This is a genomic window from Paenibacillus sp. J31R30, from assembly GCF_059692115.1.
The window spans coordinates 23,385-44,637 of sequence record NZ_JCAUAV010000020.1 but is presented as its reverse complement, the minus strand read 5'-3'; the positions used below and the strand labels follow the sequence as shown (position 1 = coordinate 44,637).

Sequence of the window (21,253 nt, the reverse complement as noted above, 5' to 3'; positions counted from 1 at the left end):
AAAAGTCAGCTCACATGAGCTGACTTTTCTTTCTTACTTATCATTCTTACTTATCATCTGCTACGAATCCATCAATCCATACTTAACCTTAATCCGCTCCAGTTTTTCAATCATCGGACCCGAAATCAGGAACAAGAAGAACACCGTCGCACTCGCGTGCACCATATCAAACCAGAAGCCTGAGATGTAAGTGGCAAGTAACGCATCCCAAGAAAAGCTAGGCGTGACCATCAGTAACGAGCCTAGATTAATTATGCCTCCGTAGATTACTAACGTTGCTAATCCTCCAAACACACACAAGGATAGCTTCGTTTTCCTGAGCAGTCCTTTCTTGAACAGAATGCCTGCCACGAAGCCAATCAATCCAAAACAGAACATCTGCCACGGCGTCCACGGCCCTTGTCCAAAGAAGAAATTGGACACGAAGCCAGCCGTCGCTCCAACGAGAAAGCCTGCTTCTGCGCCAAAGCACACGCCACTAATAATCACAATTGCAACGACTGGCTTGAACTGCGGCAGCATGAAGAAAGCTCCACGCCCGGCCACCGCAATCGACGCCAATACGGCAATGACAATGAGCTCCCTCGCCTGTGGCTTACGATTCTCAAATACCATCGCGAATGGAATCATCGTATATAACACGATCAGTAAGCTTATAAAGTAATATTTTCGATCATCGAGCACGAAAATCCCAAGCATCATTGTTGCAGGAATGACGATTAGGATGAGCAGTGCTGCGAAGACTGTTCGCCGACTTAAACGCCTACTACCTGTGCGCTTCTCTTGCATAGCTCGACCACATCCTCTACCGTAACTGCCTCACGCCAAATATGACGCGCCATCCGATTCGCTGCCGTCGTATAGAAGCTGTTCCCCGCGAAAAACAGGTGAGCTGGCTTCGTCGTCATGATACTCCCATCGAAAAACATCGCACAGTCCTCGCCGTACTTCGCGCAAAATTCAATATCATGCGAAACCATGACGATGGTTACGCCCTCGCTATGAAGCTTTCTAAGAAACAGGCCTAGCTTCTCTTTGAAAAAGCCATCCAAACCCTTCGTCGGCTCGTCGAGCAGCAGGATTTTTGGCTCCAAAAGGAGCACCTTGGCGAGTGCCGCTCGCTGCTGCTCACCTCCGCTGAGGTCATAAGGATGCATGCCAAGCAATGTCTCAAGCTCAGCGAATTGGACCACTGCCTCCACTTTAAGCCTCTTTTCCTCCTGAGAGAATGGACTGTCAGTCAGCATTTCATACAGATCCAGCTCCACCGTTTTCTTCACGAATAAAGTCGCTGGATTCTGCGGCAGAACGCCTAAGCGATTGACGAAAAGCTCCTTTGCCTTCATTTTGGCCGGGTTATGGCCATCAATCAGCACCTTCCCTCGATACGGCTGCAGGATGCCGTTGATAAGTGACAAGGTTGTCGTCTTCCCCGTCCCGTTGCCGCCAACTAGGCAGTAGAACTGGCCTTCTCGGACATCGAAGGAGAGGTCTTTGATCGTATCGGGTCCGTTCCGTTCATGTCGGAACCACACATCTTTGAATTGAATCGCAAGCGGACTTTTGTGGGGAGTAGTGTCTGTAGGTATATCCAATACAGGCGCAGACAACTTATCTGCCATGTATGCACTGAGCCACTGCCGTCCCCCTTTGACAGTAATCGGTCCCGTCTGCCCCTCGGCGACACCCGCATAAATTTGCATCGGCGAAGGCATTGCCGCAAACATCGGGTGCCCCAGCCCGCGCAGTACCTCTCCTACCTTGGATGGTGTATCGTCAGCAATGATCCTCCCTTGATCCAACACGATGAGCCGATCCGAGATCGGCAGAACCTCCTCCAGCCGATGCTCCGTCATGATAATCGTCGTCCCTAGCTCCCGATTAATTTTGCTGATCGTTTCCAGGAAATCCGCTGCAGCAATCGGGTCCAGCTGGGAAGTGGGCTCATCCAGGATGAGCACCGAGGGATGCATAGCCATGATGGAGGCTAGATTCAGCAACTGCTTCTGCCCGCCGGAAAGCTCGCTAACGCTTCGGTGAAACCACGTCTGAATACCGAAAAAGCTGGCCATCTCAGCTACACGCAGCCGAATCGTGGACTGATCGCAGCCTAAGCTCTCCAATCCAAAAGCCAGCTCATGCCACACCTTATCCGTCACGATTTGATTATCTGGATTTTGCAGCACGAATCCAATGTCCGCTGCTTGCGTGCGCTGGCCAATTTCTCTCAACACCTGCCCGCGAAAATAAATCTCCCCGCTCCGCGTACCGTGCGGCGTAAGCACCGACTTCAGCTGTCTAAGCAGTGTGCTCTTCCCACAGCCAGATTTACCGCAGATGGTCACGAACTCCCCACTGTGAATCGAAAGATGGATCGCAGACAGGACATTCGTCTCTTGAAGCGGAAAGGCAAAACTTAGATCCTTGATGTGATAAATCGCCATTTGAACCCCTCCACAATTTGAATGAACACAGGCAGTACGCATAATGAGCCATATGCGATATATACGACTACACTAAGCGGTGTTACGTCCTGAACATGAATCGATGGGAAGTAGCGTATCGTATTCTCTCCCTTCCATGCGCCTGCGCCTACTATGAGAATGAGCCCAACCATGATCGAACTGACCCGTCTGTCACGACGATCAAATCGGAAGGTAGAGAAGCTCGTACGACCCGGCAAACCGTATCCTCTCGACTTCATAGAGTCGGCGGTTTCAATCGCATTTTCCAGCGCCCATGTCGTCATGATCGAGAGGATGCGAATCCCGTTGCGAGCCCTGTTCACGATATTGCCCTGCGAAGCATCCCTGCCGATGCACCGTTGCGCATTCGAAATCATCTTTAACTGTGCTAAATATCTAGGTACAAAACGAAGCACCATAGAAAGAATCAGCGACAGAGCAGGCATCATTTTACCAAACAAATAAATGAATTTATCTGAGGTCATCACAGCGTTGTAGCAGGAAAACCACACAATAACCGTCACGTACATGCACGCAGCAGCAATGCCGTACAGCATGGATTCAAGTGTAATCGGGTTTCCATTGTGTAGATAGAACAGAATCGTCACACCTGCGTGATTGAAAACAGGGTTCAACACAGCCATCAGCACGAGCAGCGGAAATAGATATAACCCATTAAATTTAGCGGCTTTCTTCCCTTTTAGCGTTATGGAGTAGAGGAGGCTACTGACGAGCGCAATCGCTTGGAAGATTGGATGCATAAACACCATGCTGCATATGAAAATCGCTACAAAGTACGCAAAGTTAACAACCGGATGAAACGTCGAGAAGGCGTCTCGCCTCATTTTTTCCCACCTGCCCCAGCCGGACCTCCGCCTCCGCCTACGTCACGCCCTAAGTCACAGGTGTATACCCATTCGATGACATCACCGTCTTTTAAAAGGAAACGACTCGCTCCATAATTAGGAAACCAGCCATTCACCTTGTACATCCAACCGCTTAGCTCACCGCAATCAAACTCATATAAATTGTGAATACCCTCAATATAATTGCTGTTATACACTGGTGTCATGGCGAATTCCATGTGAATTTTGTTCTTCTTCATCTCTCTGAGCAGGACATCGAACACCGATTCCCCCTCGTAAAAGGTTACCGTCTGCGCCTTATAAATCACGCCGTCAGCAGGCAGCACTTCCAGCTTATCCTTATTGAAAAGGCTCATATGGCTCAAAATCGTCTTGCAGGTTACAGATAACGTAGCCGTTAACGTTTTTTTCTTATTGATCGTAACGTCCTGCCACTCGACTGGATTCGGTTTCCCTTCTGGCACAGGTTCGGTAAGGAATTTATCCTTCGTTGGTTCTGGAGCTTGGGAGGGAAGCACCGATGGCTTGGCTGTTTCAACGGATGGTTCAGGGCTAGTCGTTTCAACCGCTGGATTCTTTGCAACCTCGGTTGGTTTAGGCTCTGCCGGATTAGGCTTTGTGTCTGCTTCTATATTGGGCTTATCAGCCTTTGCAATGGCAGCTTCTGACTCCTTAACCGTTGCTTGAATTGGCTGCGTTGATTCTATTTCCTTCGGTGCAACCGTTGGTGGTGCAACTGTCATTGCTGCCGAGGGAGTTACTTGAGCATCGGAGCTGCTTAACTCGGGTACAACCGTGCTTTTCGGGCTATTCCCGCCCCAGAAGAACGCAATAGCCAAAAGCCCAACAATCCCAACAGCGGCCAGCCACTTTTTCATCGCCATGCGATTATTCACATCCTTAACTAACAAAGCAAGGGCATTCTCATGCCCCTGCTCGTCACTTCTTATTCTACGTGTACATCCGTCATATCGTATAATCGAGTCTGCCCTTTGATGAGTCGGTCGTACGCAACAAGTGCATACATCGCTTGATCCGTTGCCATCGGATCCACTTCGCCTGGTTTACCGCCGCCATTATCGACTCCGCCAGATTTCACATGGTAGAAGCCGCCGCTCACGGAGGAGAAGCTCAACAAGGCATCGATCGCTGAGCTGCCGTTTTTGATAAAACGCGCATCCGTATGCGGATTAATCCCAAGGCTGGTTAGCGCCACTACAACTTGAGCAATGCTCTCTACATTCGCGGTTTCATAACTCGCGTAGCCGCCGTCTGCCTTTTGAGTTTTGGATAACCAAATCAGTGCGCGATCTACAGCTGCCTGAACTCGCTGGTTTGTTTTGTAATAAGGGGTCAATCCTTGGATTGCCATCGCTGTAATGTCCGGATCGGACTCCGTCGCGCTCTCGCCTAGAGCCCATCCACCATCCGCCAGTTCCCTTTTCAAAATAAAATCAATCAACAGCTCTCTGGTTGTCTGTTTCTTAACGCCATTAACCATTGGGATGTCATAGGCTCTGCTATCCAGCGCAATGAGGGCGAAGATAGGGCCATTGATGCCTTGCTTGATAAGCGTATCGTAATCGGCTAGCCAATCTCTTAGATTGTAGCCAGCTACTTGATCAACGCTACGACCAATCGAAGTTAATCCCAAGATGACTCGGTCATACTCCGTATACTTTACGGTGTGCAGCTTGCCCGACGCTTCCTTTAAAATTTTTTCCACATTCGCGTAATATTTCGCGTAGTAGGCATCTGGAACTGGAACGCCGGAGCGCGCCAGTCCTACTACCGTCCAATCCCCACCGATTGAAGCTACAGTAGGATCGGTAATCGTTTGCTGCAAGAATGCAGCTGTCTGATGGATTTGCTTCTCAACCACAGCCTTTTTTAAGCTATCCGGCTGAAGGGTTCCCTGCCCTGCATCATGTTGATCGTGATAAGCTCTCATGGCAACAACCGTTGCCATTTCTCTCGTTACTTCATCACTTGGATGGAAACGTTGATCCCAGCCCGACATCAGCCCACGTGCCATAACCGTCTGCACCGCCGCTTTGGCCCAATCCGAGACTTCGTCCAAATCCGCAATAGCAGCCGTCTGTCCAGTAGATGGAAGGCCAAGAGCTTTGACCATAATGACAGCCATTTGCTCACGCGTCAGCTTCTCGTTGGGAAGGAATTGATCGTTACTGTACCCTGAGATGAACCCAGCTTTGTATGCCGCATTCACGTAAGGGTAGAACCAGTCCTGTGAAGTAACATCCTTGAAGCTTATGACCTTTGCAGCTTTAACATCTAAACCAAGAACGCCTGCCAGCATCTTCGTAAACTCTGCTCTTGTGATCGTAGTCTGCGGGTTAAATGACCCATAGCTGCCGCTGACAAAAGCTTTCTTCGTCGCCTCGCTGATCGCGTCGAGGGCCCATGTTGAGATTGTGCCCGCGTCTGCGTACAGCTTATTTAAATCAAACGCCTCCGCTGTCTCTTCGTTAACCGTAAACGTAACGAAATTCGTGAAATGATTCGTTTTGATGATCAAATCATTATCTTTGACGAACGCGTAAGTCACTTTCTCCTTACCATTCGTAGCCGCTATACCTTCATCTTCATTCTCATAGATCTCAATCGGGGTAAAGGTATCCCCTTCGAGATATCCAGCGAGCTGCCCTTTCCCACCCTTAATAACAAGGGTAAGCGTCTTATCGAATAGGACCGATTGATTCCCATTCCCCATGGCAAAAGCGTGTTCGAGCTTCGGCTGTTTCGTGCCATCACTGCTGAGGATACTCTTCACGAGACCTTGCAGATTAGCTTTATTAAGATCAATACCAGTAATGAGCTCTACATTAGGATCACCGGATTTCAACACGGTTCCCTTATCAAATGAAACCGTAATATCGCCTTTCACAGCAGTGATCATGGGAATACTGTCTTTCACATCTGCTAGATTAAGAATGACTTTCGATGTCACATTCGGGATGTTTATTGTGATCTGTTCTTTGTCTTGAAGTTCTTTCGTGATGCTTACGATATAATCTTCCTTGATACTTTCTGGGACTTCAATGACTGGTTTCTTATCATTTGGATGAATGATTGGACCTGGCGGTATTGCTCCCGGTGGTAGTTTCTCCCCTAGATCTTCCCCAAGATTAGTTGTATATCGCCATTGAACGGAGTCGCCGTCCTCAAGGGTATATGAACTTGCTCCATACCCAGGATAAACACCGTTGACATTATACTTCCATCCACTGCCTTCCCCATGATCAAACTCACCATCACCATCAATAGACTGTACATAGACACTTCCATAGGACTCGTACCATTTGTACTTATAAATCGTTCCGCGAGTATCAAGTACTCTCTTTAAAACACTCCAAGCCGTATCTCCTTGCTGTAATTCAACACTTAATTCAGGTATAACATATCCTTTATTAATTGTTAGTTTATCTACTGATAACGTTACATGTTTACCTGGCAGAGGTGTACCACCACCCGGCGTTTCAACCACGCTAGACGTGTAGGCAATAAAGTCTGTAAAATGTTTGGTTTTTACAATAAGATCATTTCCACTATCATACGCGTACTCATTTTTACCGCTGGCGATTCCTGCTGCATCATTGGCATATTTCTGAATGGTATAAGGGAATCCATTCTGAACATAGGCCGCATTCTTCCCGTTCATGCCTTTAAAGGTTAAGGCGATAAATTGATCAAATTGGACTCCCCTATTGCCGCCAATTGTGATCGCTTTTGAAATAGCATCAAGCTTCTTACCATCCGGAATGAGTGTGTTTACCTGTCCAATGATGACTGAATTCGTAGTTTCATTAGCTGTAATTAAGGATAACGCTGATGAATCCCCTCCGATAATCTGTGCCCCCTGAGGGATGACCATGGATACATTCCCTTTGACAGCATTAATTGCTGGAAGGGCAGTTCCTGCAGACAGATTCAGTCGAACCTCTGCGTTGCTATCAGCTGGTAAGTTTACCGTTATTTCTTTATGGGCATCCGCACTTGTGATAGGAATAAGATTGCCCGGATCGCTTGCTGCAATCGTAATCGTAGGTTCATCATTCCCACTCGGTAACGATAACTCCCTCAAATTAATTAATGGCACAGTCGTATAAACCACTGTTGGTGTACCACTTTGAACATAGCCAGACACTGAAACCGTATAATGTCCTACAGGAAGCTTACTAAACAATGCTTTCCCATTAGCATCCGTTGTTTTAGACGCCACTACTGTGCCTGTTGAATCCTCGTTTATCGTTACAATAACGTTCGCCGCATCAACAGGATAAAGCTTCGTATCGATCCCTTTTTCGGTCTTTTGAACTTTAACATTGAAATCAGTATCGTAAAGCGTTCTACCTGTTACCGGTTCAATCGTAATGGAATCGATCGGCATCGCAGGAGGTGCCATCCATTCATTGGTGTAAAAGAGAATAACCTCATCATGGGGCTTTAACGTGATTAATTCTGGATTTACTTTAGAAAAGCTAGTATCCGTAGCAGACGTAATCCATGTATTTCCTCTATGAACGGCATAATCCCAAAACCCTCCTGTTTCATCAGAAGGATGAATGCCTTGTATGGTTAGTTTAAGAGCTCCCCATTGCATCTCTTTTTGGAATTCGATGCCTTTGGCGGATGTAAACGACTCAAGTGCCTGAAGGACGGTCGCGCCCACTGTGCTGCCCTCGGCAATACGAGATTCTGGCCCCTCAATACGAATACTCACTTGCGGAGTTGCTAACGTCGGTTCAAGCCCTGGTAATGATTTGGTGAAATCATATAATCGCTCTTCCCCAGTGCTGTCTCGAAAAATCTTGTAGGCTACTATGGCCTGCAAAGCTTGTTCGGTTGCCATTCCGTTAGAATTTGCAGCATCCATGGTATGTTTAAAGCCACCATCTTCCACACGGAATTGCAAGAGTCTTTCTACTAAATTCACACCGCTATTCGCTGTATAATTAGGTCCCGTCGGATCTACTCCAGCTGAGGTTAAAGCAATAATCGCTTGGGAAATACTCTCGCTGCTCTCACTGCTCCAAGCAGTTGGGAGCCCCCCGCTTTCCAGTTGATGGTCAGATAACCAATTAGCTGCATGATCAATGTTATCCGCTACGGCTGGGTTGCTACGATAAGGAGCAAGTGCGATTAAAGCCATCGCCGTAATGTCAGAGTCGCTCATATCGCCAAATAAGGAGAAACCACCATCTGTATGCTGCTTAGATATAAGCTCATTAAAAAGCTTTTCTCTTGTCCATAAAGCATTATCAGGTATTTGATAATTTTTAGAGTCTAGCGCGATTAACGCATAAATAAGTCCATTGGTACCATTCGTGGCCATCTGGCTATAGTTATATAATTTCTCTATGAGGTTATATCCGGCAACATTTGTTGCATCGCCACCAGCTACCGTAAAACCTAAAATCGTACGACTTAAGTCAGTTACCGGGTCAAACTCCCCTTGAACTCCACTAACATAGTTTACTAAGTGTTGGTAGTAGGATTCTGGCAGCTTCTGCCCTGATCTTGCTAGACCAATGGCAATCCAGTCATCTATAACCCCTACTCCTTTAGCTCCTGTAAAATAATTTGAAGCAGTATCAATAGCCGTATTTATCTCAGCCAATGACGGTTTATCGTCGTTAGGCAAAGATGGAGCCGCCATTTTTATTCTTTTCCAAACACTATCTCCAGTAATTAGATCTCCTAAAGCAATAATCGCTTGATAGGAAGCGATCGAATCTACACCCAGCGAAGTTTTATACTTAAATCCACCATTGGTACTCTGGTATTGAGACAAGGTATCAATTGGCGTTTTACTGCCTGCTATCCAGGCGGGGCTTGTCAGATCCTCTCCTGCGGCAACTAAACCGGAAATAACGGTTGCATCCGTATTTCCGTTATCATTACCCCAGCCAGCAGCAAACACCCCTGTTTGCAACTGGATGCTTTTCAAATAATGGATTGCCTTCGCAATCGCATCATTAGCGCCCTCAATTTCTCTGGAGCCGGTAAGAGCAATAAGCGCCATGCCTGTATAGTCTGCTAAGCTGCCAAAGGAACCGCTCACTGATTGCATGGCAATCAGCTTCTGAACTGCGCCTTTTTTATCGTATGGCGTAGCCGGATTCGTACGATTATAAATGTTCTCCGCATTAGCCGCATTTAAGGCGATAATCGACCACATTTGCTGATTGCTTAAAGAAGAGAACGAGCCTCCTGTACCTTGCTTGCTTCTCACAAACTCTTCAATAATATTTTGCCCACTCGGTGTTTGATACGGGTTTTTACCTGAACTGATCAAGCCCAGAATAAGTCCAGCATAATCCGTAGGTTGTGAAGCCGTTAACTGTCCTGTATAGGAAGGGAACGTATAACCGTTAACAGATCCCCAACCGCCGAAAACCGCACCTAAATCCCACCAGGAAGTCAGATTTTTATTTTTTACGACATTATAGTAATTTTGGGATTGGTTGAGTAAGTAACCAGCTGTAATCTTATCGATGGAAGCAATGACTCTAATCGTGAAAGGCTTAATTAATGTGGCTCCGCCTTTGGTAATGGTTGCATTCAGGCTAACGACCTTATTATCCGCAGGGAACACAGGCCGGTTAACAATTCCGCTGGAAGTCACTGCTGCGTCGTTCGATGACCATGTTATGGTTGAACCAAATGACCCCGCTATTGGTAACGAGAGGTTATTGGTCGTATAGCTGGTATCGCCGAGCGATAAAAAAGCATAATCAAGATCAACGGCCCCTTGATCGGCAGTAACATCTACGTCGTATTTAATTTTATCCCATACGCTTACACCCGAGACTATTTGGCTTAAAGCGATGATCGCATTTTGCGTTGCGGTGGCATTAACTGTGCCGTTAGTTAGGTTGGCCACTGTACTTGCAAATCCACCAGCTGCCAACTGGTATTTGGCGAACACACTTAACGGATTGACACCATTGACTGTCCAGTCACTGCTAGTCACATCAATGCCAACCGAGGTTAATGCCATAACAGCATTAGAAGTATCCGCCATATTGGAGCCAAAACCGCCTACAAAGTCACCTGAGCTTTTTTGTTGTGTTTTGATATAGGCTACGGCTTTTTGAATCGCTGCATCTACGCCATTCATTTCTCTGGCACCTGCCAGTGCGATTAAAGCAGGGCTCGTACTACTGAGATTGCTCCCAATTGCTCCGCTTGTAGCATTTTGCTTACTAATGATCCAGCTAATTGCAGCTGATTTATCATAAGCTTTGGCGGAAGCCAATTTACCTTCGTTGTAATATTGTGAAGCGTTGGCCGCATTAAGTCCGATAACTGCCCACGCATGGATAGCAAGATTGCTGCTATCGAAATATCCATTCGCATTTTGTTTCTCAACTAGCGCCTGCACCAAATTTTGTCCGGTCGCTGTTTTATACGGATTCCCGCCTACGGACAGCACGCCTAAAATGCGATCCCCAAACCCGGAGGCAGTATTGCTTGTGAAATCTTGCCCGAATTCAACAGGCAACGTATATCCTGTAAAATCACTTCCCCATGCTCCTCTAAAAGACAGTGTGTCTAGGAAGTTGCCCATAACCTTATTCGTTGTACTATCATAATAATTTTTGGCATTCGCCAAATAAACATTGGCAGAGACCGATGTTTCCGAACCTGTATCTGTAGCAGCCAAAGCCTGCTTACTTGAGACGAACAATGTCCCTAATGAAGAAAATAAGAGCATAAAAGACATAAACAGTGCGATAAACGATTTTGACATATAACGACGAATCATCTGCATACCTCTTTCCCTTACTAATTTGTAAACGAAAAAAAACACCTTTCCCTGAGTAACAGAGGAAAGATGTCTTTGTAAGAATGCATGTTAATCCAACGATTAAACATTCTTTTTGGCAAATGCAAAGAAACATCTTCCTCCCATCCTCGTGGGAAAAAAAATAGAATACTTACAAGGCAGGTCTCCTGGCTTCGCTTCATCGCTTATACAATCTCCTTCCCCTCTTGTTATCGAGAGTGGCTATAATTGTAAGCTCAGCGTTACAGTGGCGGGACCGCATCGGATTTCAACCGAACTTCCCTTTTAAGCTTCCGCTAGATTCAGCAGAAAGCACCTAATAAGCTAATTTATGAAATTGTCTGTAATCATGACGAATTGTACATGACTTCATCGTAATAGACAATCCTTTTTTTCAAAACAAAAAAAAGGCAACCCCATCAGGACACACAGCCCTGCGGGATTACCTTCCTCTTTTACCCGTGCAATCCGTAAATTAATACTTACAAATGCTACGCGTAATGATAACTAGCAAAATGAAAAGTACTAGGATACTAGCAGCCGAATTGTTTTTCGGAGGACAAGCAACTGCTTGCGTGTGAACTGGTTTTGGGAATACAAATTCAGTTTGTTGGTAGGACGCGTGCAAGTGGATCGGTTGATGCATAATAGGCGCAGGAGCTGGAAGCGGAGTCGGCATCGGCATTGGCATCGGGGTTGGCATTGGCATTGGCATTGGTTGCATTGGGTAATTCGGAACTTTTATATGTTCCATGAGAGAGCACCTCCTTCATATTTTCCTTACAGGGACTTTCACAAGCTTGCGGTTTAACTTGAAAGTTATTGTTGAAGTTGGGTGAATAGCTTACAACATCAGTCTATGGGGAACCACCTACGTTGCACACGGTAAACACCCAGTTACTTAATAAATTGGGTGGGTGTCATGGGCGAACGAGCATATGCGCGAAACAACATACGAATTAGGCTTAGCCAGCTAGCTTTGGCAACTGCCGCTCATCACCACAGCCTCTCCCATTCCAGCACAAAAAAGGGACGCTCCAGCCATAAATATAGCGGAGCCTCTCTTGAATGCAGCTGTGAAGGCTGCAAAAGTGCAAAAAGACAACCTTTTCTAGCGGCTTGACCGCTCGATCTAAAATACGTGCAAAAAGGCAACTATTTCCTCCGTCACGCCTCTTCTGAGCACCTTTTCGGTCCAAAAGGTTGCACTTTCGCACTTATTTCCCTCCGTTTCGCTCATTTCCCTGAAAATAAGTGCCTTTTAGCAGCTTTGACCACTTACGCGGTCATTTCAAACCTAGTTCACAGATTTCACCTGAACACCCTCTCACAAAAAAAACCGCCCCCTCATCGAGGGAGCAGTCCTACTAGCCTTACACGTATGGGTTATTCTCACGTTCGAAGCCGATCGTTGTTTTCGCGCCGTGCCCCGAATAGACGATGACATCGTCGTCCAGCAGGAACAACTTATCCTGAATGGAATCCAGCAGGGTATTGTTGTCTCCACCGAGGAGGTCGGTACGACCGACCGACAGCTTAAACAGCACGTCACCGCTGAACAGGTGATTCTCATACAAGAAGCTCACGCTGCCAGGAGAGTGGCCTGGGGTGTGAAACACTTTGAGCTGGATGCCCAGAAACTCCAGTGTTTGCCCTTCATCCAGCGCGAATTCCGCAGGATCCGTAACAATCGGAGCGCCAAGATCAGGCCAGCGTGCGGAGCCATTTTTCTTCGGATTCGTCAGCCAATCAGCTTCCAGGTCGTGAATATACACCGGACAGTTCTTGAGCTTACGAATTTCGTCTACACCACCGATGTGATCGAAATGCGCATGCGTCAGCAGAATCGCAACGATATCCATGTCGGCGATCTTTTTGATCAGCGACTTGGGATTCATGCCTGGATCGATAATAATACCTTGATTCGTCTCTGGATTCGACAGTAAGTATGCGTTCGTCTGAACCGGACCTAGAACGAAGGATTGAATGTTGATCATCGTGTTGCCACCCTCACTCTTAGAACGACTCGATCAATGAACGAAGTTCCTTCACAATAACAGCATGATATCCGTTACCTTCGCCATATTGACGGCCCATTTCGGCTCTGGCTACTTGAATTTTTTCGTTATAATCTGCCGCATCGCGATCTGGATTTTCTTTCTTGAATTGCGTCATAACCGCTTGCACGTTCTTAGGACGAGGACCCCAGTGTCCAAGCACGAAACCGCCTGTATCTGTGAAAATAACGATCGGAATCGCACGCCCGCCGCCTGTTAGGAACTGATCAATCACATCATAATTTTGCTCGATAATGAGAACTTCTGTCGGCACGCCGCTATTTTCCAAAGCCTTGAAAACAACAGGCACGTTGCGAACAACGTCTCCACACCAGTCAGCAGCAACAATCAAGCAACGAAGATCATCGCGATTATTGAGGGATTCGAAATATTCCTTATCCTCTTCATTGTCCCATGCGAAACCATCGTAATACGCTTGGAATTGCTCTTTATTTTTCTCCATACCATCGATAAACTGTTGCGGCTTCAAGCCTGTGCGCAGCTTACTAGCAAGATTCGTACTCATTGATTTCATCCTCCCAAGATCATCCATATTCTCTTTCATTGTATCAAAAGCAAACGAAACCGCCAAATACCTTGCTAGACTTTCGCTTTTCTTTTGAGATAAAATTGATAGCCTGCATACAAGATCGTCAGCACGACCGCTGCCAGAATCAAAGGTTTAATATAAGGCCCTGCATACTCGCCAATGGTCTCCCAGTTGTCCTTCAATTTCATGCCCAAATAAATATACAAAAAGGAGTAAGGAACTAGGGCTAGTCCCGTGTACAGGGAGAATTTGCCCAACGGCATTTTGGCCATTCCGCCTGGCAAAGAGATCGCATGACGTACAATCGGGATAAATCTCGCTGTAAAAATCATCCCCGTCCCATACCGGTTAAACCAGCTTTCCGCTACATCGATATGATGCTTGCTGATCAGCAAGTATTTGCCGTACTTCTCCAGAAACGGCCTGCCACCGTAGCGTCCAATCCAATACAAAACGATTTGAGCCAACGTCCCCCCGACGACCGCGCAAAGCATAGCCCCCACGAAGTTAATTTGGCCCTTGGATACGAGATACCCTGCATAAGCTAAAAGCAATTCGTTCGGAATCACCTCTAGCATCAGTCCAAGGAAAATCCCCCAGTACCCCAAGCCTTCCAAATACACCAAAACCGTATTAATCAAATCATGCATTCGTAACCCTCTCTTCGCTTCGCTTTCCATCCCATTCGTTGTAACCATACACTGCTAACTAATAAAAACTCTTATTTTAATGATCTCATCCACATTCTATCATAGACAGGCTCTCAACCACTACTTGTATGCAACTCATCGTTAAAATACGCAACAATATGCGATTTGCAGGCCTCTACAGGTGCGCTGAGCTCTTTGCCGGCGCGGTGTATCAACCCGTGTTCCAGCGGAATCGGCTGCTCCGTACTTACTCGGAGTAGATGACCTGCGTCAAGCTCCTTCTCCACGGAGGTGACAGGCAGCAAAGAGAGCCCCATGCCGCACATCATCGTCTGTTTGAGCATTTCCGTGCTATCGAAGGCCATTTCTGTAAAAGTAGCAAGCCCTTTGTCCGTCATCAGTACCTGCGAAGCCAATGATTGGTAGATACAGCGGCTGCCGAAGCCGATGACCTGCGTCTGTGCGATAGCTTCCCAGCCTTTCTGCTCGATGCGCTCCACTAAGGCGGGAGCTCCTACCCATACCAACTCATCCGTTAGCAGCGGGATAAAAGTAAGATTTCGCACCTTCGGATCTCGCGGCACGATGCCTAAATCCACGCGGTATGCCGATACCTCCTGGATAATGTCGCGTTGAAAGCCCGTTTCCAGCTGCAGCTGAATGTGCGGAAATTGCTCGAACAACGTTGGCAGCATCTTCGGTAGATGCGGCACGCAGAACGATTCCAGCGCACGCAGGCGCACCACGCCTTTGGGCTCCTGCAGACCTGTAAGCTTCTCTTGCAAAGATTCGCCCAACTGCAGGAAGCGATACGCATACGGCGCCACCTCTCGGCCAGCTGCCGTCAATTCAACCCCGCGCGGCAACCGCTGAAAGAGAGACTGTCCCAAAGTTTGCTCCAGTTGGAGAATATGCATCGTCACCGTGGATTGCACATAGCCAAGCTTCTGAGCGGCTTTGCTGAAGCTCTTTTCCTCCATGACTGTAACGAAGGTTTTCATACTTCGACCATCCAGCTGTTCTAGCATAACTAACGCACCACCCATCGAATTATCGAATACCAAATATCGAAATCATTCGTTATTCAAATATTTAATCTCATGATACCATCAGGGATATCACAATGAAAAGAGGCACACCCCATGTTCACTCGACTTCGGCCGCTCTCCCTCAAACTGATTCCTGGCATCGGCGGCTTCATCGCCATCCTGCTGTGCAGCCTGCTCGGCGACCTCGCCCGCACCTCGCTGCTGATGGCCCCCTTCGGCGCCTCCTGCGTCATCGCCTTCGCGCTCCCGCAGAGCCCGCTCGCCCAGCCCCGCAGCCTCATCGGCGGCCACGTGCTGAGCACGCTCGTCGGGCTCTGCGCCCTCAACGCGTTCGGCGTTGCCTACGGGTATCACCGGGCAACACGCACCTCCTACCCTACCGCCTGGTGGTAGGAGTACAATTCCGATTCATGCGCTGACAAGCCCCCGCATAAGATGTACAAGACCCTTGTACAGGAGGCGGACCCTATGTCCCGAGTATGGATTGTCAAACGAAAGCATGTCGTGCAGCTAGCAGCCGCACTTCTACTCCTTCTCATTGGATGGCTGTATGTGAATCGAGCAAGTATCCTGCCAACCTTCGCCGAACCCACGTCCGAACGTACCATTCATATGGTTGTTGGGGAGTTCAAATCCACTACGGCTGATGGTAAAACCATCGAAGCCTATCGCTGGGACCCCGGCTCCGTCAATGTGAGGAAAGGCGAACATATTAAGCTCAGCATCTATGGCGTCAACGGCGAGAGTCATCCCTTTCTCATAGAGGGGCTCAATATCTCCGGTGAAGTGAAGAAAGGCAAAGAAACCATCGTTCATTTTACCGCCAACCAAGCGGGGACGTATCGCCTCATCTGTATGACGCATACCGATATGGCCCATAATGGTCCGATGATCGGCTATATCGAGGTCTATTAGAAGGCCTCTCCAGCGAAACCTTAAGCTTCCTTCTGCTCTTCGAATCGTCATCATCAGGCGGCTCGATACCAGAAGTGGCATTAAGGTTTTTTTTCGTTTACACTGATGCCAAGCTCAATTGATTCCCAAAGAAAAAGGTGCTTCCCCTATGAAAACACATATCCTCGTCGCCGATGACGATGCCCATATTCGCGAGCTGATGCGCTTCCTTTTTTCCAAAGAAGGGTATTCTGTCTTTGAAGCAAGTGACGGTGAACAAGCTTCCAGACTGCTGGAAACCGAACAAATCCATCTCGCCGTTGTCGATGTCATGATGCCGCTGCGTGACGGCTTGGAGCTATGCGCGGAAATCCGCGAGCACTACGATATTCCTGTTCTTCTTGTGACGGCCAAAGGTGAGATTGAAGATAAAGAGCGCGGCTTTGCCTCCGGCACCGATGATTACGTGGTAAAGCCATTCGAGCCTAAGGAACTGCTCTTCCGAACACGAGCATTATTGCGGCGTTACCAGCTAGTTTCCTCGGAAATGATTACATTGGGTCAAACTGTCATCAATCGCAAAAGCTATGAAGTCACGATCGCAGGTGAAACGTTGCTGCTGCCTCTCAAAGAATTTCAGCTGCTCGCCCAATTAGCGAGTCATCCGGGACGCATTTTCACGCGTGAGCAACTGATTCAAATGCTGTGGGGCACGGACTATGAGGGTGACAGCCGAACCATCGATGTGCATATCAAGCGACTGCGGGAGCGTTTTTATGAGAAAACAAGTGACTTTATGATTACGACGGTGAGAGGACTTGGTTACAAACTTGAGGTGACGGAAGGGTGAAAACATTATATTTTCGCATCGTTGTTACGTTTATTCTCATCGCGATGGTCAGCTCTGTGCTCGCACTCTTTCTTTCGAATTGGTATTATCTTACGAAATTAAGGGATCAGAACGAGGAACAAGTCTGGAAAATCACGACGGAAATCCGTTCTCTTTATGAAGAAATGCCGGCAGTGGAACCTGCCACGTATTTCACCCATATTGCCAATATGGGGTTCCAGCTTTATGTCGTGAATGAACAGATGGCGGGGACCTTCTATGGAACGCCGTATAAACATACGCAGTTCGATCCGGAGCAGATTCATCGTGTTTTAGCAGGAGAAACGTACCGTGGGATGCTGCAGGAGCGTCATCTTCTGATGGTGATCGGTTATTTTGAAAATAGCCTGCGCAACAGTATCGGTGTTCCTGTTCAGGTGCAGGGGACAACGTATGCCTTATTTGTTCGGCCTAATCTGGAACAGCAGATCGGCGGCGTGCGCGTGCTGATGGCCTTTCTGCTCGGACTTACCTTCCTGTTCAGCATCGTCCTTATCATTATTTTCTCTCAATTCATCGTGAAGCCGGTCAAAAGATTACGAGAAGCCACAAGGCGGATCGTTGGCGGCAGCTACGAAATGACGATGGACGTTTCCCGCCAAGATGAAATTGGGGAGCTTGCGCGAGATTTCACCTACATGGCGCAATCGCTCAAACAGGTAGAAGATATGCGGCAGGAATTCGTGGGCAATGTCTCACATGAAATCCAGTCTCCGTTAACCTCGATTCAGGGCTTCGCCCAATCTATACTAGATCAGACGACCTCCGAGGAGGAGAAGGAGCGCTATCTTCATATCATTTTAGATGAAAGTAAACGATTGTCCTCCCTCAGCAAACAGCTCCTAACGCTAGCCTCCTTAGATAAAGAAAGTCATGTAGTTAAGCGTACTGTGTACCGGTTGGATGAACAAATCCGCCAAATTCTCATTCATACAGAGTGGCAATGGTCGGAAAAGGAGTTAGCGATTGAACTAGATCTACCGGAAACCGATGTCTCGGCCGATAATCAATTAATGCATCAGGTTTGGCTTAACCTTATTACGAATGGCATCAAATACGCTCGTCCTCATGACGCTTTACACATTGCGATTCGGTCTTCAGAGACAGGGGTCACCGTCGTGGTGAGCGACACAGGGATTGGTATGTCAGAGGCGGAGCTGCCTCATATTTTCACCCGCTTCTACAAAGCGGATCGCTCCCGAAACCGCGCCAGTGCGGGCACGGGCCTTGGTTTATCGATTGTTCAGAAAATCATTGAGCTGCACGGCGGCAGCATTCATGTACAGAGTGAGTTAGGTAAAGGAACGACCTTCACTATTGACCTGCCCCGAATGTAATCTTGCATTCATCATCCGTTCATATTCCTCTCCTACTATTTGAAGTAGATTTAGGAGAGGGGAATGAACCTGCCATGAAACATGTTTTATCACGTCTTGCCCAGTTCGTAAGCAGTTCCAAAGGTGTCAAAATCGTACTCATCAGCTGGCTTGCTGCCATCCTTTTATTAAGCGCATTTGCGCCATCTTCCAAAGAAGTCGCCCAAAGCGGCGGTGAAGGCAGCCTAGCTGGCCATACATTATCTGAAGAAGCTAAACAGTTATTACAAGAGGCCTATCCTTCCCCGGACGGCTTAACTGCCATCCTCGTGTTCCATTCCGAGCACCCTATCACGGATGCTGAACGTGGCGCTATAACTAGCATCAGTGCGTGGCTGTCTTCTGATCAGAAGCCGCCCTACGTCACACGTTCTCTTCCTTTTCATCAAATGCCCGCGGCGCAGCAAGAGCTCTTATTTTCCGCAGATCGTACAACGCTCTTGTTAACTGTCTCCCTCCAAAAGGATCTGGCATCTGGTCCTGTCTACGATACACTTGAACAGATTCGTCATATGTCCGAGCAGCAAGGTTTGGGGGCAATGCAGCTTGACATCACAGGTCCCGCGGGCATCTCATCCGATACCATTATGCTCTTCAAAAAAGCTGATTTTGTATTGATGCTCGCCACACTTGGTATCATTCTCATCATTTTAATCATCATATACCGATCACCGCTGTTGGCTTTGATACCCTTGGTTATCGCAGGCATGGTGTATGCAGTTGTCGATAGAGTCATAGGCTTAGCAGGCAAAATGGGCTGGATTTTCGTCGAGAAGCAGTCCCTCTCCATCATGATGATCTTGCTTTTTGCCGTGTTGACAGATTACTGCTTATTTATCATTGCGCGATATCGTTCCGCCTTACGGACAACCGATTCCAAATACGATGCGATGGCGAAGGCCTTCTCCAATGTGGCTGAACCGATTTTCTTCAGCGGCGGCACCGTGCTAATTGCCATGCTCACGTTATTCGCTGCTGTATTCAAGCCCTATCATAACTTTGCCCCTGTCTTCTCCATCGCGATGGTGGTTATTTTGCTCGGCGGACTGACGTTAATTCCAGCAATGTTTGCCTTGATTGGGCGGAGAGCTTTCTGGCCTTTTATTCCACGTACGGATGTGGGACATCTGGAAGAGGAACCTCACGGCTTTTGGGCATGGGTAAGTACTCGCGTTACCTCAAAGCCACGGATAACTGCTCTTGTTCTCATTATCGTTCTGGCGGCACCTGCGTTATCTACACTAGGCATGCGCTACTCGTTTAATCTTATGAAATCCTTTCCTAGCGATATTTCTTCTAGACAAGGCTTTGACACGTTGGAGGCGCAGTTTCCTCCTGGGCAATTAGCGCCAGTCACTGTTCTTTTGGAGTCGAAGGAGGAAATCGTTTGGGATGAGGCTCTTATTAGCAAAATGGATAAACTAACCGGACTTATCCGGGAGCATGAGGGGATTAGTTCGCTTACGTCGGGGCTCAATCAAGCTCAGTTAATTCCTGGGAATGCCGATGTACCTAAGCATGCGCTGAAACTTCAGCTGATTCTGAACATGAATCCCTATGATCAAGCTGCGCTAGAGGTAATCTCTGGCTTACGCAAGGATAGCGATGCCATGCTTGGGCAGAGTGGCTTCGAGCCTGGCAAGTATACCCTGCATTACGCAGGCCAAACGGCGGAGCAGCTTGATGTCCGTACCATGAATAAACGGGATACGTTGGTTATTTTCTCACTCATTACGTTATTGATTACCTTTATGCTGATTTGGCAGACTCGCTCCATTCGATTGGCGCTCACCATGATGGCCACCATGCTGCTGTCCTACGCGGCTACGATGGGCATTGTGTGGAGTGTGTTTCATTTCGGATTTGGACACGATGCCTTCAGCTACCGACTACCTGTGTACACCTTTATCTTCCTCATCTCGTTAGGCGTGGACTATAACATTATTTTGGTCTCTCGGGTGCGAGAGGAAGCGCGGCGTCATCCTTGGCGAGCAGCCGTGCAGCGTGGCGCGGCGTTAACCGGCGGTGTCATTTCTTCAGCTGGTATTGTGCTGGCGGCGACCTTCTGTGTCTTAATGACGCAGCCTTTGCAGGAGCTCCTGTTATTTGGGTTCGCGATGGCGGCAGGCATCCTCATCGATACCTTCCTCGTTCGTGGTATGCTGCTTCCGGCGCTGATGACCAATATAGGGCCGCGTGAGGCGAAGGCGAAGCATGCTCAACGAACTTGGGCGCAATAGGTTCTTGTCCCTAGTCGCTCTCCTCCACCTCTGTGCATACACATAACAGAGAGAGGAGCGTCGATCCCTGTATGGTGTATCAGAAACAAAGTGAACGACATAAACAGCAACTCCCCAACGCTCGTGCCATTCGGAGAGCATGCAACAAGGAGCTATATCGGACCATTAAGCGGTTAAAAATATGGCTCACCCCCGAGCAGATTAAGTCTGCCGAAACCATTTATGTTAAAAAAGTCATGCTGAATCTCCCCTTTATCGTCGAGAATGGCAGTAACCGTCGATTGCTCGCAGACTGGTTCGGCGAACATGTCGCGCCCGAGGTTGCACCTATATGGAACGTCGAGCTGGCAAGCTTAAATGAGGCGTTTCGCGACGCATTTGGCGGGTAGTGGTCATGCGATACG

General features: G+C 47.8%; 16 protein-coding genes and 1 riboswitch. Of the genes, 6 read left to right on the top strand and 10 right to left on the bottom strand.

Translation table 11 applies throughout. From position 1 onward, the window contains the following. Positions 1–60 precede the first annotated feature (60 nt). The 10 genes from AC58QO_RS31865 to AC58QO_RS31820 form a co-directional block, all read right to left on the bottom strand. Positions 61–789, bottom strand: coding sequence for an ECF transporter S component (locus tag AC58QO_RS31865; RefSeq protein WP_497272716.1), 729 nt, complete (start codon positions 787–789; stop codon positions 61–63). Next, the gene (locus AC58QO_RS31860; protein ID WP_497272714.1) at positions 756–2,444 is read right to left on the bottom strand and encodes an ABC transporter ATP-binding protein; all 1,689 of its coding nucleotides are present in this window, start codon (positions 2,442–2,444) and stop codon (positions 756–758) included. Before AC58QO_RS31860 ends, AC58QO_RS31865 begins: the two co-directional genes overlap by 34 nt. Further along, a complete protein-coding gene (locus AC58QO_RS31855; RefSeq protein WP_497272712.1) occupies positions 2,417–3,310 on the bottom strand; it encodes an energy-coupling factor transporter transmembrane component T in 894 nt (297 codons plus the stop codon). Before AC58QO_RS31855 ends, AC58QO_RS31860 begins: the two co-directional genes overlap by 28 nt. Continuing rightward, complete coding sequence (locus AC58QO_RS31850; protein ID WP_497272710.1) at positions 3,307–4,215, bottom strand: DUF4430 domain-containing protein; 909 nt, start codon at positions 4,213–4,215, stop codon at positions 3,307–3,309. Before AC58QO_RS31850 ends, AC58QO_RS31855 begins: the two co-directional genes overlap by 4 nt. A gap of 62 nt (positions 4,216–4,277) precedes the next feature. After that, positions 4,278–11,123, bottom strand: a complete 6,846-nt coding sequence (locus tag AC58QO_RS31845) for an S-layer homology domain-containing protein (protein WP_497272708.1) — start codon at positions 11,121–11,123, stop codon at positions 4,278–4,280. Between the two features lie 161 nt (positions 11,124–11,284). Continuing rightward, positions 11,285–11,479: riboswitch (cobalamin riboswitch) on the bottom strand. A 140-nt stretch (positions 11,480–11,619) separates the two neighbouring features. Then, a complete protein-coding gene (locus tag AC58QO_RS31840) occupies positions 11,620–11,898 on the bottom strand; it encodes a hypothetical protein (protein ID WP_497272706.1) in 279 nt (92 codons plus the stop codon). Between the two features lie 619 nt (positions 11,899–12,517). Then, positions 12,518–13,141, bottom strand: a complete 624-nt coding sequence (locus AC58QO_RS31835) for an MBL fold metallo-hydrolase (protein ID WP_497272704.1) — start codon at positions 13,139–13,141, stop codon at positions 12,518–12,520. Between the two features lie 19 nt (positions 13,142–13,160). Then, positions 13,161–13,727, bottom strand: a complete 567-nt coding sequence (locus AC58QO_RS31830; RefSeq protein WP_497272702.1) for a thioredoxin family protein — start codon at positions 13,725–13,727, stop codon at positions 13,161–13,163. A gap of 74 nt (positions 13,728–13,801) precedes the next feature. Continuing rightward, positions 13,802–14,401, bottom strand: coding sequence for an undecaprenyl phosphate transporter UptA (gene uptA, locus AC58QO_RS31825; protein ID WP_497272700.1), 600 nt, complete (start codon positions 14,399–14,401; stop codon positions 13,802–13,804). A gap of 113 nt (positions 14,402–14,514) precedes the next feature. Next, a complete protein-coding gene (locus AC58QO_RS31820; RefSeq protein ID WP_497272698.1) occupies positions 14,515–15,429 on the bottom strand; it encodes a LysR family transcriptional regulator in 915 nt (304 codons plus the stop codon). A 114-nt stretch (positions 15,430–15,543) separates the two neighbouring features. Here AC58QO_RS31820 and AC58QO_RS31815 point away from each other — a divergent pair, with 114 nt between their 5' ends. The 6 genes from AC58QO_RS31815 to AC58QO_RS31790 all read left to right on the top strand — a co-directional run bounded on the left by AC58QO_RS31815 (position 15,544) and on the right by AC58QO_RS31790 (position 21,238). Next, positions 15,544–15,843, top strand: coding sequence for an HPP family protein (locus tag AC58QO_RS31815; protein WP_497272696.1), 300 nt, complete (start codon positions 15,544–15,546; stop codon positions 15,841–15,843). 75 nt (positions 15,844–15,918) lie between these two features. Next, the gene (locus AC58QO_RS31810) at positions 15,919–16,365 is read left to right on the top strand and encodes a cupredoxin domain-containing protein (RefSeq protein WP_497272694.1); all 447 of its coding nucleotides are present in this window, start codon (positions 15,919–15,921) and stop codon (positions 16,363–16,365) included. Positions 16,366–16,513: 148 nt separating this feature from the next. Continuing rightward, positions 16,514–17,194: a response regulator transcription factor gene (locus AC58QO_RS31805; protein ID WP_497272692.1), complete on the top strand. Its 681-nt coding sequence runs from the start codon at positions 16,514–16,516 to the stop codon at positions 17,192–17,194. Beyond that, positions 17,191–18,570 (top strand): sensor histidine kinase, encoded by a 1,380-nt coding sequence (locus AC58QO_RS31800; protein ID WP_497272690.1) that lies wholly within the window; start codon positions 17,191–17,193, stop codon positions 18,568–18,570. Before AC58QO_RS31805 ends, AC58QO_RS31800 begins: the two co-directional genes overlap by 4 nt. A gap of 74 nt (positions 18,571–18,644) precedes the next feature. After that, positions 18,645–20,849: an MMPL family transporter gene (locus AC58QO_RS31795; RefSeq protein ID WP_497272688.1), complete on the top strand. Its 2,205-nt coding sequence runs from the start codon at positions 18,645–18,647 to the stop codon at positions 20,847–20,849. Between the two features lie 71 nt (positions 20,850–20,920). Continuing rightward, positions 20,921–21,238, top strand: coding sequence for a dehydrogenase (locus tag AC58QO_RS31790; protein ID WP_497272686.1), 318 nt, complete (start codon positions 20,921–20,923; stop codon positions 21,236–21,238). Positions 21,239–21,253 lie beyond the last annotated feature (15 nt).

What these genes read in the sequence shown, in the direction of transcription:
- AC58QO_RS31865 (WP_497272716.1), bottom strand. Translation starts at nt 789, where the DNA reads ATGCAAGAGAAGCGCACAGGTAGTAGGCGTTTAAGTCGGCGAACAGTC.
- AC58QO_RS31860 (WP_497272714.1), bottom strand. Translation starts at nt 2,444, where the DNA reads ATGGCGATTTATCACATCAAGGATCTAAGTTTTGCCTTTCCGCTTCAA.
- AC58QO_RS31855 (WP_497272712.1), bottom strand. Translation starts at nt 3,310, where the DNA reads ATGAGGCGAGACGCCTTCTCGACGTTTCATCCGGTTGTTAACTTTGCG.
- AC58QO_RS31850 (WP_497272710.1), bottom strand. Translation starts at nt 4,215, where the DNA reads ATGGCGATGAAAAAGTGGCTGGCCGCTGTTGGGATTGTTGGGCTTTTG.
- AC58QO_RS31845 (WP_497272708.1), bottom strand. Translation starts at nt 11,123, where the DNA reads ATGATTCGTCGTTATATGTCAAAATCGTTTATCGCACTGTTTATGTCT.
- AC58QO_RS31840 (WP_497272706.1), bottom strand. Translation starts at nt 11,898, where the DNA reads ATGGAACATATAAAAGTTCCGAATTACCCAATGCAACCAATGCCAATG.
- AC58QO_RS31835 (WP_497272704.1), bottom strand. Translation starts at nt 13,141, where the DNA reads ATGATCAACATTCAATCCTTCGTTCTAGGTCCGGTTCAGACGAACGCA.
- AC58QO_RS31830 (WP_497272702.1), bottom strand. Translation starts at nt 13,727, where the DNA reads ATGAGTACGAATCTTGCTAGTAAGCTGCGCACAGGCTTGAAGCCGCAA.
- uptA (WP_497272700.1), bottom strand. Translation starts at nt 14,401, where the DNA reads ATGCATGATTTGATTAATACGGTTTTGGTGTATTTGGAAGGCTTGGGG.
- AC58QO_RS31820 (WP_497272698.1), bottom strand. Translation starts at nt 15,429, where the DNA reads ATGCTAGAACAGCTGGATGGTCGAAGTATGAAAACCTTCGTTACAGTC.
- AC58QO_RS31815 (WP_497272696.1), top strand. Translation starts at nt 15,544, where the DNA reads ATGTTCACTCGACTTCGGCCGCTCTCCCTCAAACTGATTCCTGGCATC.
- AC58QO_RS31810 (WP_497272694.1), top strand. Translation starts at nt 15,919, where the DNA reads ATGTCCCGAGTATGGATTGTCAAACGAAAGCATGTCGTGCAGCTAGCA.
- AC58QO_RS31805 (WP_497272692.1), top strand. Translation starts at nt 16,514, where the DNA reads ATGAAAACACATATCCTCGTCGCCGATGACGATGCCCATATTCGCGAG.
- AC58QO_RS31795 (WP_497272688.1), top strand. Translation starts at nt 18,645, where the DNA reads ATGAAACATGTTTTATCACGTCTTGCCCAGTTCGTAAGCAGTTCCAAA.
- AC58QO_RS31790 (WP_497272686.1), top strand. Translation starts at nt 20,921, where the DNA reads ATGGTGTATCAGAAACAAAGTGAACGACATAAACAGCAACTCCCCAAC.